15 protein-coding genes are annotated in these 15850 nt (G+C 71.6%); 4 read left to right on the top strand and 11 right to left on the bottom strand.

Features of this window, described 5'->3' with window-relative positions:
* Positions 1 to 62: 62 nt before the first annotated feature.
* The 4 genes from ABD481_RS21000 to ABD481_RS20985 all read right to left on the bottom strand — a co-directional run bounded on the left by ABD481_RS21000 (position 63) and on the right by ABD481_RS20985 (position 2885).
* Positions 63 to 521: an SDR family oxidoreductase gene (locus tag ABD481_RS21000; RefSeq protein ID WP_344667407.1), complete on the bottom strand. Its 459-nt coding sequence runs from the start codon at positions 519 to 521 to the stop codon at positions 63 to 65.
* A gap of 83 nt (positions 522 to 604) precedes the next feature.
* Positions 605 to 838 carry a hypothetical protein gene (locus tag ABD481_RS20995; protein WP_344667406.1) on the bottom strand — a complete coding sequence of 78 codons (234 nt, stop codon included), beginning with the start codon at positions 836 to 838 and terminating at the stop codon, positions 605 to 607.
* Positions 835 to 2310: a hypothetical protein gene (locus ABD481_RS20990; RefSeq protein WP_344667405.1), complete on the bottom strand. Its 1476-nt coding sequence runs from the start codon at positions 2308 to 2310 to the stop codon at positions 835 to 837. Before ABD481_RS20990 ends, ABD481_RS20995 begins: the two co-directional genes overlap by 4 nt.
* The gene (locus ABD481_RS20985) at positions 2307 to 2885 is read right to left on the bottom strand and encodes a SigE family RNA polymerase sigma factor (RefSeq protein ID WP_344667404.1); all 579 of its coding nucleotides are present in this window, start codon (positions 2883 to 2885) and stop codon (positions 2307 to 2309) included. Before ABD481_RS20985 ends, ABD481_RS20990 begins: the two co-directional genes overlap by 4 nt.
* 126 nt (positions 2886 to 3011) lie before the next feature.
* On the opposite strand from ABD481_RS20985, the gene ABD481_RS20980 reads away from it, so the two are divergent.
* On the top strand, positions 3012 to 4124 hold the full coding sequence (locus ABD481_RS20980) for a hypothetical protein (protein ID WP_344667403.1): 1113 nt from the start codon (positions 3012 to 3014) through the stop codon (positions 4122 to 4124).
* A 48-nt stretch (positions 4125 to 4172) separates the two neighbouring features.
* Here ABD481_RS20980 and ABD481_RS20975 read toward each other — a convergent pair whose 3' ends face one another.
* The 3 genes from ABD481_RS20975 to purD all read right to left on the bottom strand — a co-directional run bounded on the left by ABD481_RS20975 (position 4173) and on the right by purD (position 8154).
* Positions 4173 to 5180, bottom strand: a complete 1008-nt coding sequence (locus tag ABD481_RS20975) for a Rieske 2Fe-2S domain-containing protein (protein ID WP_344667402.1) — start codon at positions 5178 to 5180, stop codon at positions 4173 to 4175.
* Between the two features lie 76 nt (positions 5181 to 5256).
* A complete protein-coding gene (locus ABD481_RS20970) occupies positions 5257 to 6765 on the bottom strand; it encodes a M48 family metalloprotease (protein WP_344667401.1) in 1509 nt (502 codons plus the stop codon).
* A gap of 144 nt (positions 6766 to 6909) precedes the next feature.
* Positions 6910 to 8154: a phosphoribosylamine--glycine ligase gene (purD, locus tag ABD481_RS20965; protein ID WP_344667400.1), complete on the bottom strand. Its 1245-nt coding sequence runs from the start codon at positions 8152 to 8154 to the stop codon at positions 6910 to 6912.
* Between the two features lie 61 nt (positions 8155 to 8215).
* Here purD and ABD481_RS20960 point away from each other — a divergent pair, with 61 nt between their 5' ends.
* Genes ABD481_RS20960 through ABD481_RS20950 form a run of 3 tightly spaced genes read left to right on the top strand, consistent with a single transcriptional unit; the run spans position 8216 to position 9937 of the window.
* A complete protein-coding gene (locus ABD481_RS20960; RefSeq protein ID WP_344667399.1) occupies positions 8216 to 8650 on the top strand; it encodes a MarR family winged helix-turn-helix transcriptional regulator in 435 nt (144 codons plus the stop codon).
* Positions 8651 to 8689: 39 nt separating this feature from the next.
* Positions 8690 to 9331 (top strand): isochorismatase family protein, encoded by a 642-nt coding sequence (locus ABD481_RS20955; RefSeq protein WP_344667398.1) that lies wholly within the window; start codon positions 8690 to 8692, stop codon positions 9329 to 9331.
* 12 nt (positions 9332 to 9343) lie between these two features.
* Positions 9344 to 9937, top strand: a complete 594-nt coding sequence (locus tag ABD481_RS20950) for a hypothetical protein (protein WP_344667397.1) — start codon at positions 9344 to 9346, stop codon at positions 9935 to 9937.
* A gap of 9 nt (positions 9938 to 9946) precedes the next feature.
* Here ABD481_RS20950 and ABD481_RS20945 read toward each other — a convergent pair whose 3' ends face one another.
* The 4 genes from ABD481_RS20945 to ABD481_RS20930 all read right to left on the bottom strand — a co-directional run bounded on the left by ABD481_RS20945 (position 9947) and on the right by ABD481_RS20930 (position 15741).
* The gene (locus tag ABD481_RS20945; RefSeq protein ID WP_344667396.1) at positions 9947 to 11980 is read right to left on the bottom strand and encodes a cell wall-binding repeat-containing protein; all 2034 of its coding nucleotides are present in this window, start codon (positions 11978 to 11980) and stop codon (positions 9947 to 9949) included.
* 97 nt (positions 11981 to 12077) lie between these two features.
* Entirely contained in the window at positions 12078 to 12815 is a 738-nt protein-coding gene (locus ABD481_RS20940) for a hypothetical protein (protein WP_344667395.1), read from the bottom strand.
* A gap of 129 nt (positions 12816 to 12944) precedes the next feature.
* Positions 12945 to 14318 (bottom strand): aspartate aminotransferase family protein, encoded by a 1374-nt coding sequence (locus ABD481_RS20935; protein ID WP_344667394.1) that lies wholly within the window; start codon positions 14316 to 14318, stop codon positions 12945 to 12947.
* Positions 14319 to 14457: 139 nt separating this feature from the next.
* Positions 14458 to 15741: an adenylosuccinate synthase gene (locus ABD481_RS20930; RefSeq protein WP_344667393.1), complete on the bottom strand. Its 1284-nt coding sequence runs from the start codon at positions 15739 to 15741 to the stop codon at positions 14458 to 14460.
* Positions 15742 to 15850 lie beyond the last annotated feature (109 nt).

The following is a 15850-nucleotide window of genomic DNA, read 5'->3' as shown; positions in this document are numbered from 1 at the left end:
GGCGGCCTTCCTTGGCTGTGCGGGCTCAGACCCTGTGCGGGCTCAGACCGACCTGTACGGGCTCAGACCTGTGCGGCCTCGGACGCGGGAGGCGCCGAGGCCGCGCCGGGCGGCGCACCCCCGGGCGGGGGAGCCGCGCCGGCGCGAGGTCTCGTCACCCGATTGTCCCAGGACGCCGCCCGCGCTCCTAACCGGTGCAGGTCAGGCGGTGGGGAGCGGCCCGGGCCGGACCGGTTTCGCCGGCCGCCGATGCTGCCTGGTTCTGTTGGCCGCTGCCCATTTTGATAGTGGCTGGGCAGCCGGTCGCGATGCCGATTCATCCTGCTGGCCGCCGGTTTCGATGGCGGCCGCCGTCCGCCGCGCTTGGCGGCCTCGACGAGATGCCAGGCCGCGCCGGTGTCGCCCTTGCCCTGCTTGCGGGTGCTCGAGGCGGCGTGCACCACCACGTCGGCGCCGGCCAGCGCCTCGTCCAGCCCGGTCCCGTCGGCCAGGTCGCCGACCACCCATTCGCAGGAGCCCACCGAGCCGTCGCGGCCTGCCGCCGGTGGACCCGGCGACGCTGCCCGGGTTCGAGGCGGCCGACCCGGTTCGGACCGGCCGCCCATCAGGCACCGCCCCCGGTCTTGGCGCCGGTCCAGCGGGCGGCCATGGCGCGGGCGATCCCGGTCAGCCAGTCCCGGCTCGCGGCGGTGCTCAGGTCCAGCGGTCCGGTGCCGGTACGGGTGACGGTCAGCTCCAGGACCGTGTCGCCGAAGCGGACGTTCACGCGGACCGTTCCGGCACCCGGCTGGTCCTCGACGAAGGCGTCGTCGCCGATCCCGGACGGCAGGTCGATCACGAAGTCCCGGGAGTACGGGGCTCCGGGGGTGACATCGCAGCCGCCCTGGCTGGAGGCCCGGGCGTCGCGCATGGTCGCCGCGCCGGTGCCCTTCGGCAGGCGGTACTCGCCCTCGAAGCCGCCGACCGGGGAGCCGTCGGCCAGCCGGCCGACGTAGTTCTGGCCGCGGCCGGGCGCGAGGCCGAAGATGCTGCGGTCCGGGGGCACCCGTTGTCCATGACGAACTCCCCGGTGGTGACCTGGCCTTCGGTCTGGTCGAAGTTCCAGTCCGGACCCAGGTCGGCCGGCATCAGCAGCCTGCCGTCGGCGTTCGGCGCCGGCCGCGGGTCGAAGACCGGGGCGATCGCCGGATCGGACAGGGCCGCCCGGAAGCGGTCCGCGGACCAGGGCGAGGGCGTCACCACCGACTCCGGGGCGACGGGCGTGGCCGGGTCGGGGCCGCCCGGCTCCGGGTAGTCCCAGCCGATGACGGAGACCACGTTCCCGGAGCCGAAGATCCGGATCGCCACTGTCTCGGTGCCCGCGCCGAAGGCGGCGCTGGTGGTCTGGACCCGGGAGCCGTCGGCGAGCACCGTGGTGCGGCAGGCGGACCAGGCCGGCATCGGGGACGAGGCCCGCTCCATCCCCAACCGGAATCCGAGGTCCACCGTGAGCCCGCACGGCTGCGGCACCACGGCGCCGCCCATGGCGACGACCGGCTGACGCAGGACATTCACGTCCCGGTAGAACATATAGGCCAGCCGGGCCCGCTGCACCGACAGGGAGGCGCCGTTGTCGGCGGGCTCGCGGTACCAGGCCGAGTCCATGAACAACGCTTCGGCGTCCTTCAGGGCCGGGTCGTCGTCCCCGACGATCCGGGGCGGCTGTTCCCCGGAATCCCGGGCCCGCAGATGGGACCGGTCCGGATCCAGGGACCCGATCAGCGCCGCCGCGTCGACCGCGGCAGCCTGCGGCACGTTGTCGTGGTAGTCGAACTGCCCGCCCCCGCCGGTGACGTCCACGTAGTGGAAGGCGTCCCGCAACGCGCGGCCGCCCCAGCCGCCGGCCGGTCCGGGCGCCGCGCCGAGGTCGACGGTGCCGGCACCCAGCGTCATCGCCACGGCGACGGTCACGGCGACCATCCCGAGCAGCCCGCCGCCGGTACCCGCCAGCCGGCGGTGCCGCCGCCGGTCGCCGGCCCGGGTGAGGGCCGCGACGTCGGTGTCGTACCCCGGCTCGGCCGCGCCGCGGGCAGCTTCGAAGAGGTCGCGAGCCCACTCGAGGTCGGCGTCGGTGACAACCGGGTCAGCGTTGTCCAGACCAGAGCTGTCCAGACCGGCGCTGTCCAGGTCAGAGACATCCGGGCCGGTGATTTCCGGCTTCGCGTTGGTTATGTCGGTGTTGTCCGTGCTCCCGGTGATCCCGGTGCCCTCGGTGATTCGGGTGCCCTCGGTGATCCCGGCGTCCCCGGCGCCCTCGCCCATCAGGGTCATGCCTTCCTTTCCGTCCTCGTGTACCGATCGGGGCGGGCGGCGTGCGCGGGGCTCGCGAGTACCGCGCGCAGCGCCGTCAGCCCCCGGGCCGTCTGACTCTTCACGGTGCCGGTCGTGCACCCGAGCAGCCGGGCGGTCTCCTCCACGCTGTGGTCCTCCCAGAACCGCAGCACCAGCGTCGCCCGCTGCCCCGGCGGCAACGCGCGCAGCGCGGCGACCAGGGCGTCCCGGGTGGTCAGGGCCTCGGCCGGGTCCGGCTCGGCGCCGCGCCCGGCCCGCTCGGCGCGGCTCTCGGCGGGGTCCGGCAGCCCGTCGGAGGCCGGGAACTCCCGGCGCCACCGGGCGTGCCGCTTCTCGTCGATGCAGGTGCGCAGCAGGGTGCGGCGCAGGTAGGCGTCCAGGTCCTCCCGGCGTCGTATCCGGCCCCATGAAGCGTGCAGTTTGATGAAGGCGACCTGCACCAGGTCCTCCGCCTGGTGCCAGTCCCCGCACATCAGGTAGGCGGTGCGACGCAGCGCCGGGGTCCGGGCCGCCACCAGGGCGCCGAACTCCCCGTCGTCGGGTCTGCCTGGCATGCCCAAGAGCCGCATTTACCGCCCCCTCGTGTCCGTCGTGTCCGTCGTGTGTCCGTCGTGCAGTTTCACCCAGTACACGAGAGTGGAGTCGCATCAGGTTGTCACGGGGTCCGCTACCGTTCTGCCATGGGACGTGGACGGGGGGATTTCGGGCTCTGGACGGCCTGCCTGGCGGGCGTCTGGCTGACGGTCGCCGGGCTGATCGCGGTCGCGCTGGTGGGCTGGGCGCCGGCCGCCGGGGCCGGCACGTCGGCCGCCGCCGCCGGGGTCACCGCGCCCACCGCGCCCACCGCGCCTGCGGTCCCCGGCGCGGCCCCCACCGCCGCCACGCCGGCCCCGCCCTCGCACTACGAGGCGGTCCGCGACCAGGTGGTCGCCAAGCTGGACGAGACCGACCCGGCCCAGGCCCTCGCGCTGCTCCAGCAGATCGTCGACGACCACCCGGACATCTCCCGGATCTGCCACCCGATCGCCCACGACCTCGGCCACGCCGCGCTGGAGAAGTACGCGTACGACTTCAAGAAGGCGATCTCGTTCCAGGACGGCGTCTGCGGCAACGGCTACCTGCACGGCGTCGTCGAGCACGCCGTGCTGCACGCCCCGGACCCCGAGCAGGCGCTGCACACCCTGTGCGCGCCGGAGCTCGACGGCTCCTGCCTGCACGGGATCGGCCACGGCGCGATGTTCGTCGCCGACATGGACCTGCCCAAGGCGCTGTCCTTCTGCGACTGGTTCGGACAGCCCGGCCAGCGCACCGCCTGCGCCGAAGGCGTCTTCATGCAGAACTTCGAGGTCGACGTCCCCGGAGTGAAGAACAGCTCCTGGCTTAGGGCGTCCGACCCTATGTATCCGTGCGCGCAGCAGGCCGCGCGCTATCAAGGGCCGTGCTACTACTACGCGCCTCAGTATTACCTGTCGATACATGCAGACCAGTACGCGGACGGCCTTAAGTGGTGCCGCACCGCGGCCAACACCTCCGCAGTCGCCTCCTGCACCATGGGCCTGGGCAGCAGGATCATGAAGTACAACATCGACCAGGTCGCGTTCTCCGAGGCGCAGTGCGCGACGGAGACCGACAGGGCGCTGCGGGACGTCTGCGTCCGCGGGCTGACCAGCTACTACATGGTGCACTTCAACGACCCGAAGGCCGGGATGAGGCTGTGCGTGCAGCTGACGGCCGCCGTGGACGTGACGACCTGCAAGTCGGCAGCCACCGCCGCCGTGTCGAGCCGCGACTAGGGCGCCCGGCTCGACACAGCCCGACCGGCCGCCACCGGCCGCGACCGGCTACGTTTTCGGGACCTGCACCCGCAGTACCCCGCCGGCAACGCTGACCGGGAAAGCCATCAGCGGATCCTTGGCCGGGCCGTTGATGACCGCGCCGCTCCGGGGATCGAAGGTGGACCCGTGGCAGGGGCAGGCGAGAACGCCCTTGGCCTGGTCGACGCCGATCGGGCACCCGGCATGAGTGCAGATTCCGCTGCACGCCTTGTAGCCGCCGTCGGCCGTGCGCGCGACGAAGACCGGATCGCCACTCGGCGCCGTCAGCCGGGCCGCGCCGGTGGCGGGGATGGAGGCGGTGGCGATTTCGAGGCCAGGCGCGGTGACGTTTGTAGCGTTCGGCGTATTAGCGTTCGACCGCAGTTGCGCCTGCGGGCTCTGCGCGGAGCGGCCGGACCGCCCCAGCTTGCCGACCGCGGCCGCTCCCAGCATCGCGACACCCCCGGTGATCCCGGTTGCCGCTGCACGCTTAAGGACTACGCGCCGAGAGTCTCCGCTACTGGAGGAACGGCGCGGCAGGAACTCCTCCGAGCGGACCGCTGCCGCCTGGCCCTTCGACGCGGTCGCCAGCCAAGTGTCCAGCGACCACCTCGAAGGACCGGCCAGGGCAAGCGTCAGGAACGCGACCGCGAAACCCAGATCGGAGCCGAGGTAGTACGGATCGGTATTCCAGCTGACGGTCAGATAAAAGGTCAGCGCGAGCGCCACACCCCCGGCCGCGGCCAGGCGGGTCCACAGGCCCAGGAGCGTGCCGAGCGCCACCGCGAGTTCCCCAAAGGCAATGAGCAGACCGAACACTAAAGGGTGGCCGTGCGCGGGCCCCAGCGCGAACCCGATCGGCGAGCTGTGCTTCAACGCCGCGGTCTGCACGGCGAACGAGCCGGACGCCGAGGCATCAAGAAACGCCGGATCGTGGAGCTTTTGGAACGCGGCGTACAGGTAAGTCACGCCGAGATAGCCCCGCAGCGGGAGCAGATAGACAACCGGGTCCAGTTGGCGACCGGGATCACGCATGGGATTCCTCAAGATCGGGATGGCGTCCTCATCTTAGGGACGTTCCCGACCTGTTCAGGTTGCGTTTGGCCCTGCCTCAGCTCGCGTTGCGCGCCAACCAGTCCGAAAGGCGGGAGACGTCGCCGGTATCGGCGAGCGCGGCCGCTATGTCATGGATCGGCACCAGGTCACCCGCGCGATCGCGCAGCACCGGCCCGTCGAGCCAGTCCAGCCCCCAGGCCGCGAGCCGGGCCTCGACCAGCCGGACCGCCAGATAGGCGGCGAGGCGGTCGGTATCGGGCTCCTGGAACAGTTCCGGGAACGGCTCCGCGACCAGTTCCGAGGACGGTTCCAGGGACTGCTCCCATGAGCGCTCGTGGGCCTGCTCCGGGATCAGCGCCCCCTCGATCCCGTCGCCGAGCTCCTCCTCCGACCCGCGGGCCGTGCGCGGACCCGGAATCCGCGAGACCGCCCGCGGGCCGCCGTCCGCTTCGCCGCGCCGCGCCCCCGGCACGCCGGCCTCGGCGATGAGCGTCCGTATCCGCTTGGCCGCGGGGTGTTCCTCCGGCACCGTCCCGGCCTGCCGCACCAGCTCCGGCTCGGTCACCGCCGCGACATAGCGTTCCCAGGACACGGTGCGCTCGATCCGCCGGCCGTCGAACAGCTCCGCGGCCATCAGCGACGCGCGCGCGTCCACCGCCCCGGGCTCCTCCAACAGGTCGCACGCCGGACGCTCGCTCAGCCGCGTCGCCAGCGAACCGGCCATCCGGTCCCGGCGCCCCAGGGAGGTCAGCGCGCCGACCAGCGCCACGTTCAGCCCCACCGGGCAGTACCCGGACTCCCACGCCGGCTGCGCCAGCCGGGTCAGCACCCGGTCCCAGCCGGCGGCGGCCATGTTGATCTGCTCGTGGGCATAGGCGCGAGCGGCGGGCTCGATCATCCGCGAGGCCGCCACCGCCTCCCACGCCACGACCCGTTCCAGCACCTCGGCCCGGGCCTCGAAGTAGGCGGCCAGCCGCCGCCGGGTGTTCGGCAGCACGCGCAGCGTCCGGCCGGGCCGCCCGCGCAGCGCGCACACCGCCCGCGCCGCGAACGCGCGCGCCCGCACGATGCGCTCGTCCCCGGCCGCCGCCATCCCGGCCACCAACGGGGCCAGCAGCCCGCGCAGCTCGCTGACCCGCAGCCACCACAGGAACGGCGCGCCGATGACCAGCACCGGCCCGCCGGGGCGGGGATCGAGCCAGGCGTCGCAGTCCGGGGACAGCTCGATCCCGGCCGGCGTCGGCACCTGAAGTTGCAGGGCCAGCTGCCGCACCAGCAGCTCCAGCTCGGGGGCGGACTCACTGCTCAGCGGCACCGTCTTCGGCAACACCGCGGAGCTCCGATGAACACGCACCGCGGGCAGCGCCCACAGCACGCACACCACAGCCGCGGCCGCCAACACCCCGGGGGCGTCGGCGGTCCAACCGCGCTCATGGACCACGGCGACCAAGGCCGCACAGACCGCCGCGGCGCTCATGGCGTACCCGGCTATTAACCAGGCGCGGACGCGCAGTAGCGCGCGAGCCGCCCTGTGGGCGCTCACCCGCGCCGTGGTCGCAGTCACCGTGCTGATGGATCCCCCAAGCGTCCAGGCCGCTTACGAGCCTGTTGCGAAGGCTAGCGCGAAAGCCCGGGGGAGGTCAGCAGCGTGGCTTGAATACACACTTTCGGATGGACCAGGAAGGGATTGAGGCCACGCCTCGGCGTGTCAGGCTGTTGCCTTCGCCGCGATGTCGGTACGGTGCTGCGCCCCGTCGAAACGCACAGCGGCGACACCCTTATATGCCTTCGCGCGCGCAGCGTCGATATCACCCGCGACGGCGGTGACGGCCAGCACCCGACCACCCGACGTCACCAGCACACCCTCGGCATCGCGCTTGGTCCCGGCCTGGTTCACGACGGTGTCGAGCTTCTCCGCCTCGTCGATGCCGGTGATGGCGTCGCCGCCCCGAGGCGTGCCGGGGTAGCCGGCGGCGGCCAGCACCACGGTGACCGCGGCGCCGTCGCGCCAGCGCGGGGCGGGAACGTCGGCGAGCGTCCCAGTAGCGGCTGCGTAGAGCAGCTCGGACAGCGACGACTCCAGCATCGCCAGCACGCTCTGCGTCTCGGGGTCGCCGAAGCGGGCGTTGAACTCCACGACGCGCAGGCCCTTGGCGGTCAGCGCCAGCCCCGCGAACACCAAGCCCGCGAACGGAGTGCCGCGCCGGCGCATCTCGTCCACCAACGGCTGGATGACGGTGTCGACGACCTCTTCCGTCAGCCCTTCCGGCGCCCACGGCAGCGGGCAGTAGGAGCCCATACCGCCGGTGTTCAGCCCGGTGTCCCCGTCCCCGATCCGCTTGAAGTCCTGCGACGGCATCATCGGCACGACGGCCGCGCCGTCGGTGATGCCGAACAGCGACACCTCGGGCCCGTCGAGGTACTCCTCGATCACCACCCGGCCGCAGGCCCGCGCATGCGCCAGCGCCTCGTCGCGGTCCTCGGTGACGACGACACCCTTGCCCGCCGCGAGCGCGTCGTCCTTGACGACGTAGGGGAAGCCCACGAACTCGTCGAGCGCCTTGTTGTACTCGTCCTCGCTCTGGCACACGTAGGACTTGGCGGTCGGAATACCGGCAGCCGCCATGACTTCCTTCGAGAAGGCCTTCGACCCCTCCAGCACCGCCGCCGCCCTGGACGGCCCGAACACCGGGATCCCCGCCTCCCGCACCGGATCCGCGACCCCCGCCACCAACGGCGCCTCCGGTCCGACCACCACGAGGTCCACGCCGAGCTCCACCGCGAGATCGCGCACCGCGGCCGGGTCCAGCGCGTCCACGGCCCGAAGCTCCGCCACCTCGGCGATGCCCGGATTGCCCGGAGCGCAGTAGAGGGCGGTGACGGCGGGGTCGGCACTGAGGGCGCGGGCGATGGCGTGCTCGCGGCCGCCGTTGCCGATGACGAGGACCTTCATGGTCGTTAGGGTACCGGCGGGGAAGATGGACAGCCCAAACTGCGCAGCCTAAACTGCGCAAATGGAGGCAACCACCCCCGATCCCGCCCAGGCCGCCCGCGCCCTCCGCGTCCTCGTCGGACGCCTGCGCCGCCGCCTGCGCGAGGTCGACGACGTCCACGAGCTGACCGCCTCCCAGCTCGCCGCGCTGGGCCGCCTCGACGCCGACGGCCCGGCCTCCACGAGCGACCTGGCCAAGGCCGAACGCGTCCGGCCCCAGTCCATGGCCGCGACCATCGCCGTGCTTGAGGAGCGCGGCCTCGTCCGCCGCCGCCCCGACCCCGCCGACGGCCGTCGCCAGCTGGTCGAGCTGACGCCGGAGGCCGACGAGACCGTGCGGGGCTCGCGGCGCGCGCGCGACGAGTGGCTGGAGCGCGCGCTGCGAGAGCGATACGACGAGGCGGAGCTGCGGACGGTGGTGGAGGCGCTGGAGTTGTTGGACCGCCTGAGTGAATGAAGCACTGGCGAAGCCGAAGCACGCAACGGATTCGGCACCATGTTCGTCCTAGCTAACATGCCGCTGTCCCCGCTAGACCCCAAAGCAGCGCTCGTCCTCATCGACTTGCAGCGCGGCATTGTCCTGCCGCCCTCAGTCCCCTATAGCGGTCTTGAAGTAGTAGCCCGCTGTAGAGAACTCGCCGCGGCCTTCCGCGCGGCGCATCTCCCCGTTGTCCTGGTCAACGTCTCCTTCTCCCCCGACTTCGCCGATCTCCCCAAAGGCCGCGACGAGGAGTCGCTGGCCGAGAAAGCAGAGGAGGAAGGCGACGCCGAACTGCCGCCGCCCGGCTACGACGCCATCGTCGACGAGTTCGACGCCCAGCCGACCGACCTCCGCGCCACCAAGCACCAGTGGGGCGCCTTCCACGGCACCGACCTCGACACCCAGCTCCGTCGGCGCGGCGTCACGCAGATCGTCCTCGCCGGCATCACCACCAGCCGCGGTGTCGACACGACCGGCCGCGAGGCCTTCGCCCACAACTACAGCGTCGCCTATGTCGTCGACGCCATGGCCGACCGCGACCTCGTCGACCACGACCACGTCATCGCCCGCGTCTTCCCCCAGATCGGCGAGCGCACGACAGCCGCGGAAGTCATCGGGCAACTCACAGCGCGCGCCGACGGCAAGGGCGGCGACTAGGATTTCGTCTCGATGATTTCGCGCTCGGAGTTCCAGCTGGTCCTGCTTCGCCGGATGGCCGACTACCAGCCGGCCCTGGTGGAGCGGGCCCGGTTGGGGCTCGGCTTCTCTATTACGGAGATGCGCGAGGCGAACGCTTGGTGGCAGCGCTATGTGCGGTCGCGGTCCGCACCGCGCGGGGCCGAGCGGTTCCGGGCGGCGTTGGGACCGCCCGAGGCGGTGCTGGATCAGCGCACCGGGGACCTGGTGTGCAAGCTGCACCATTGGGTGCTGCCGTTGTGGCCCGAGCTGCGGTTCGAGATCGTCGTCGGACCGGGTGGCCAGGTGTGGCAGGAGTGGCTGGTCCGGGAGCCGGGCACGGCTCCGCCGACGCCGCACAGCGGCCAGGACAGCCAGGACAGCCAGGACAATCAAGCACTGGAGCCGTGGAAGTACGTGGTGGGCGACCTGGAGCGGATGTACACGCGGGTACGCCACTTGCCGGAGGACGCGCCTACACGCTGGGCAAGTGAATACGGATACGAGGACAAGCACGGCGCCGTTGTGCGACGCCGCGCCCAGTTCGTATACGGGTTACTCCAAGAGGTATCCGAACCGCTGACGTAGCCGGTCGGCCTACCGCGCACCGCCCAACACCGGGGTCTCGCGGTTGTTGTAGTCCTTATACCGATTCTGCCCAAGCGCCGTTTGTGCCGTATTAGCGGCGACCGTCCCCACCGCCTGATACCCGCCAAAGACCACCACTCCCGCCAAATGCGGCGACAGCGCCTTCACCACGTCGAGCTCCGGCCTCGGCAGGTATTGCGAACTAGGATCAGTCAGCAGCAACGGACCATGCTGCGTCGCGATAAGCGCTCCGCCCGACAACGCATCCGGCCAACTCATCCCTGTCGCCAGCCCGATCCGCGCTACCGGCGCTCCCGCCGCGAACAGCTTGCTCGAAGCGACCGCCGCCGCGGTGGCGAACCGGTCGGCACCGCTGAGCGGCGTCACCTTCGCGTTCGCGCCCGGCTGCGGGAACACACCGCGCAACGCCGCCACCCCTTGCACGCCCACACCATAGACATCCGCCACACCCGGATTGACGCCCGCCAGGTATCCCCGCACCGAATCCGGAAGCGCCGCCTCGTTCGACAGCACCACGACGCCCCCCTTCGCGTCCTGCGCGGCGGCCGCGCCGGCGGCCAGCGCGTCCGGGAACTTCATCCCGGTCGCCACCATCACCGTGTGCGGGTTCGGCGAAACGGCCCGCGCGACGGCCACCGACGTCGAGAACCGGTCCGCCCCCGCCAGCCGCTCGGTGCCGAATCCCAGAGCCTTGATCTGCGCCTCCACCGCCGGACTCAGCGCCGCCGTCCCGCCCAGCACATAGACCTTCGACCCCGGCGCCAGCACCCGCTTGAGCTCGTCCCGCACCCGCGCGTCCAGACCGCCGGTGGCCGTCAGCAGCAGCGGTCCGCCCTTCTGCGCCGCCAGCGCCGACCCGCCGAGCGCGTCGGCGAACTGGTCGGAGCGGCTGATGACAGCCACCGCCGCCTGCCGCCCGCCGGTCCCGGTCCCGGTCCGGCCGTACGACCACCGCGACGCGGCGACCGCCGTCTCGATCCGGTCGGCGCCGCCGATCCGGTCCGCGGCCCGGGCCACCGGGAACGGGCCGTTGTGCCAGCCGGCAAGGTGCGGAGCGGCGGCGTTCTGCACGACGACCACCCGCGGCCCACCGTCCACCGGCCTGGTGTAGACCGTGTCGACCTGCCCCCACACCGTCGTGTAGGCGACCTGCTTCCCGTCCGGCGACCAGGCGAAGTCGGAGACGAACTCGGTCCAGGCGTCGGTGACCGCGGTGCGGGCGCCGCTCCCCGGGTCGACCAGGAACAGCGTCGACACCAGGTCCCCCGAGTGCATTCCGTTCGGCAGCACCAGGTCCCGCACCAGAAGCCGCCCGTCGGCGGCGCTGAACTTCGCCTCGTAGCCCACGGTCAGCGCCCGCGGCGCCGAGGCGCCCGGGTCGAGGATCGAGATGTTGTCCGGCGACTGCGGCCCGCGGAACGCGATCGCCCCGTTCGGGGCCACGGAGAGCAACGTCGACGCGGCCGGCAGGCCGGCCCCGAACCGCGTCACCCGCGTCCCGTCGGCGGACAGCGTGTTGATGGCCCCGGACCGGTCCAGCAGGAACAGATTCCGGCCGTCCGCCGACCACGCCGCACTCACGAAGGACACCGAGACCGGCGCAGGACGAGCGTGGTACGCCGACAGCATCCCTTCGCACGAAGCGTGATAGGGCTGCGCCGGGTTCTGGAGACTCAGCGCCAGCGCGTTCGTCCCGTCGGCGTCGGCGACGTACCAGCAGCCGTTGATGTCCGCGTACAGCACCCGCGAACCGTCCGGCGAGTACTGCGGCTGGTAGACCGGGGCACCCTGCTGCTGGAGCGGAGCCAGGACGTTGCCGGACCCGTCGGGATTCACCGCGTGGTAGACGGTGTCCTTGCCGGCGTAGACGATCGGCCCGTTGACCGGGCCCTGCGCGGAGTCGGCAGCGTGCGCGGCGCCCGCCACGCCCACGATGTTCCCGGACGACAGCGCCGCCAGAGCCAGGCCGCCGACCACGACGGACTTCGACAAGCTGCGGTGCGAACGATCCGAGGTTGACATGCGGAGACGCTACACGCCTCGCACCACCACATGATCCATAAAAAAGATGATCTACGCTACGCCCCACTGCGACCGGAAGAGGCAGGTCACGGCGCTGTCACCGGCGTCCCTTGGGAAGCTCTCGCGGCCCTCCCGGCTCCCGCGGCTTCCGCGGTTTGCCGGGCGGCAGCGCCGCTCTGGCTTCCGGCGTCAGGCCCCGGTCCCGATCGCGGTCCCGGTCCCGATCCCGGTTCCGGTCGCGGTCCCGATCCCGCCGCCCCGCTTCGAGTTCCTTCCGCGGCGGCGAAGCCGGAACGCCCGCAGAAGGCCCCGCTGCCAGTTCCCGCCGCGTCGCGCTCCGCCCCGTCGGCAGCTCGCGCCCCACCGGCACCGGCCCCCGGGCCCGCGCCTGTTCCAACGCGCGCTCGCGCCCGCGTAAGTACCCGGCGATGAACTTCTCCAGCCCCATCTCCGCCAACGGCATCCGCTGCTGCGGGTCGTACGCCGCCAGTCCGGTTTCCCCCTCCACCGCCCGCGCGAAGCGGAACGCCATCGTCGCGGCCATCCGCGCCACCGGACCGTCGTACCAGTACGGCAGCGCGATCACGCCGTCCTCGCCGAAGAACGTGAACCGCAGCCGCGTCACCGGGTGCACCAACTCCCGCTGCCCGCGGCCCCGGAACTCCTCGATCTGCCCCAGGATCTGCGCGGCGTGCATCACGAGGCCCGGCCACGGCTCCAGGCGCGCGGCCACTATCCTCGGGTCCTCCTCACGGGCCGCCGTACGCGCGGCGGCCAGGGCCTGGGCCCACGTCTGGCCCAGGATGTGCGGAAGGAACACCACCTCGTGGCTCATGGGCCAACTTTAGTGGTGTTCCCTCCAAGATCGATCTCAGGACGCGAACGCCGCGGTATCAACTCCCAGTCAGGTCGCGACCCCGCCGGACACCCGGGCAGCAGCTCACACCGCTGCCCGGCACCACCCTCAGACCACGTACCGGTCCGTCACCTCAAGCGCCTCATCAAGCGCCTCAAGGCCCTTCCTGGCGTCGGCCTCGGAGATGGTGCACGGCGGCACCACGTGCAGCCGGTTGAAGTTGATGAACGGCCACACGCCCCGCGCCTTCAGCGCCGCGCCGAGCTCGTTCATCGGCGCGGCGTCCGCGCCGGCCGCGTTGTACGGGACCAGCATCTCGCGGGTCTCCTGCGAGCGGACCAGGTCCAGCGCCCAGAACGCGCCGACGCCGCGGACCTCGCCGACGCTCGGGTGCCTGGCCGCGAGCTCGCGCAGCGCCGGGCCGAAGACCTCCTCGCCGAGCCAGGCCGCGTGCTCGACGATGCCCTCCTCGCGCATGGCGTTGATGGTCGCGACGATCGACGCGCAGGCCAGCGGGTGCCCGGAGTACGTGAGGCCGCCGGGGTACACGCGCTGGTCGAAGGTGTCGCGGATGGCCTGGGAGATGACCACGCCGCCGACCGGGATGTAGCCGGAGTTCGAGCCCTTGGCGAAGGTGATCAGGTCCGGGGTGACGTCCCAGTGGTCGACCGCGAACCACTTGCCGGCGCGGGCGAAGCCGGCCATCACCTCGTCGGCGATGTAGACGATGCCGTACTTGTCGCACAGCGCGCGCACGCCGGCCAGGTAGCCCGGCGGCGGGATCAGGATGCCGGCGGTGCCGACGATGGTCTCCAGCACGATCGCGGCGATGGTGGCCGGACCCTCGAACTGGATGACCTGCTCCAGGTGCAGCAGCGCGCGCTCGCACTCCTCGGCCTCGGTGGTCGAGTGGAAGTGGGAGCGGTACAGGTGCGGCCCGAAGAAGTGGACGGCGCCGCCGGTGGACTGGCCCACGGCGTCGTTGGCCCAGCGGCGCGGGTCGCCGGTGAGGGCGATCGCGGTGGAGGTGGAGCCGTGGTAGCTGCGGTAGGCCGAGAGCACCTTGCTGCGGCCGGTGTGCAGGCGGGCCATCCGGACCGCGTTCTCGTTGGCCTCGGCGCCGCCGTTGGTGAAGAACACGTAGTTCAGATCGCCCGGCGCCAGCTCGGCGATCAGCCGGGCGGCCTCGCCGCGGACGTCGTTGGCGAAGCTCGGCGCGATGGTGCACAGCCGGCCGGCCTGCTCCTGGATCGCGGCCACCACCTTGGGGTGCTGGTGCCCGATGTTGGTGTTCACCAACTGGGACGAGAAGTCCAGGAAGCGGTTGCCCTCGTAGTCCCAGAACCAGGAGCCCTCGGCCCCGGCGACCGGGAGCGGACTGATGGCCCCCTGCGCCGACCAGGAGTGGAACACGTGGGCGCGGTCGTCGGCGAAAACCTTCGCCCCGGCCGCCTTGAGGTCGTCGGAGGAGATGTCAGTCATAGCTGCAAAGTACATGTCACGGCCCCCCTGCCGGGAGGCCGCAACATGTCAAGGAATCGACCGGATCGCCTTACAACACCGGATCCGGTCGCCAGAGGCCCACAGGCCCACAGGCCTGCCGGCCCACAAGCCCACAGTCCTACAGGAACGACCGCACCTGGATCGTCGCGTTCCGCTCCGGCCCGACGCCGATCGCCGAGATCGGCGCGCCGGACATCTCCTCCAGCGCCTTCACGTACGACTGCGCGTTCTTCGGCAGGTCCTCGAAGGACTTGCAGCCCGAGATGTCCTCGGTCCAGCCCGGGAACTCCTCGTAGATCGGCGTCGCGTGGTGGAAGTCGGTCTGGGTCATCGGGATCTCGTCGTGCCGGACGCCGTCGACGTCGTAGGCCACGCAGACCGGGATGCGCTCGAAGCCGGTCAGCACGTCCAGCTTGGTGAGGAAGAAGTCGGTCAGGCCGTTCACCCGGGAGGCGTAGCGGGCCACCGGCGCGTCGAACCAGCCGCAGCGGCGGTCCCGGCCGGTGGTGACGCCGAACTCGTGGCCGATCCGGCGCAGCGCCGCGCCGTTGTCGTCGAACAGCTCGGTCGGGAACGGGCCCGAGCCCACGCGGGTGGCGTAGGCCTTCAGGATGCCGATGGTCCGGGTGATCCGGGTCGGGCCGACGCCGGAGCCGGTGCAGGCCCCGCCGGTGGTCGGGTTGGAGGAGGTGACGAACGGATAGGTGCCGTGGTCCACGTCCAGCAGCGTGCCCTGGCCGCCCTCCAGCAGCACCACCTTGCCCGCGTCCAGGGCCTGGTTCACCACCAGCCCGGTGTCGGCGACCATCGGGCGCAGCCGCTCGGCGTAGCCCAGGTACTCCTCCACCACCGCGTCGGCGGACATCGCCCGCCGGTTGAACACCTTCACCAGCATCTGGTTCCGGTCGCGCAGCGCGCCCTCGACCTTCTGGCGCAGGATCGAGGGGTCGAACAGGTCCTGGACCCGGATCCCGATCCGGTTGATCTTGTCGGCGTAGGCCGGGCCGATGCCGCGGCCGGTGGTGCCGATCTTGTTCTTGCCCAGGAACCGCTCGGTCACCTTGTCCACCGTCCGGTGGTACGGCGTGATCAGGTGGGCGTTCGCCGAGATCAGCAGGCGGGAGGTGTCCACCCCGCGCTGGTCCAGGCCGTCGAGCTCGGCGAACAGCACGGCCGGGTCGATCACCACGCCGTTGCCGATCACCGGTACGCAGCCCGGGGACAGGATCCCGGAGGGCAGCAGATGCAGCGCGTACTTCTGGTCCCCGATGACGACGGTGTGGCCGGCGTTGTTGCCGCCCTGGTACCGGACGACATAGTCGACCGAGCCGCCGAGCAGGTCCGTGGCCTTGCCCTTGCCTTCGTCGCCCCACTGGGCGCCGACGAGCACGAGAGCGGGCATAGGAAGTGCCCCTTTCTACATTGGACACAGTCAACGCTTAGACGCCTGCTAGCTGCCAGTAGGTCCCTCTAGGGCGACGCGTTTTTCGGGTAGAGACAACCGAAGCCCC

The sequence above is a fragment of the Catenulispora yoronensis genome, assembly GCF_039531695.1.
GTDB lineage: Bacteria > Actinomycetota > Actinomycetes > Streptomycetales > Catenulisporaceae > Catenulispora > Catenulispora yoronensis.
Note: the sequence above shows the minus strand (reverse complement) of the source record. Positions and strands in the feature narration are given on the sequence as shown.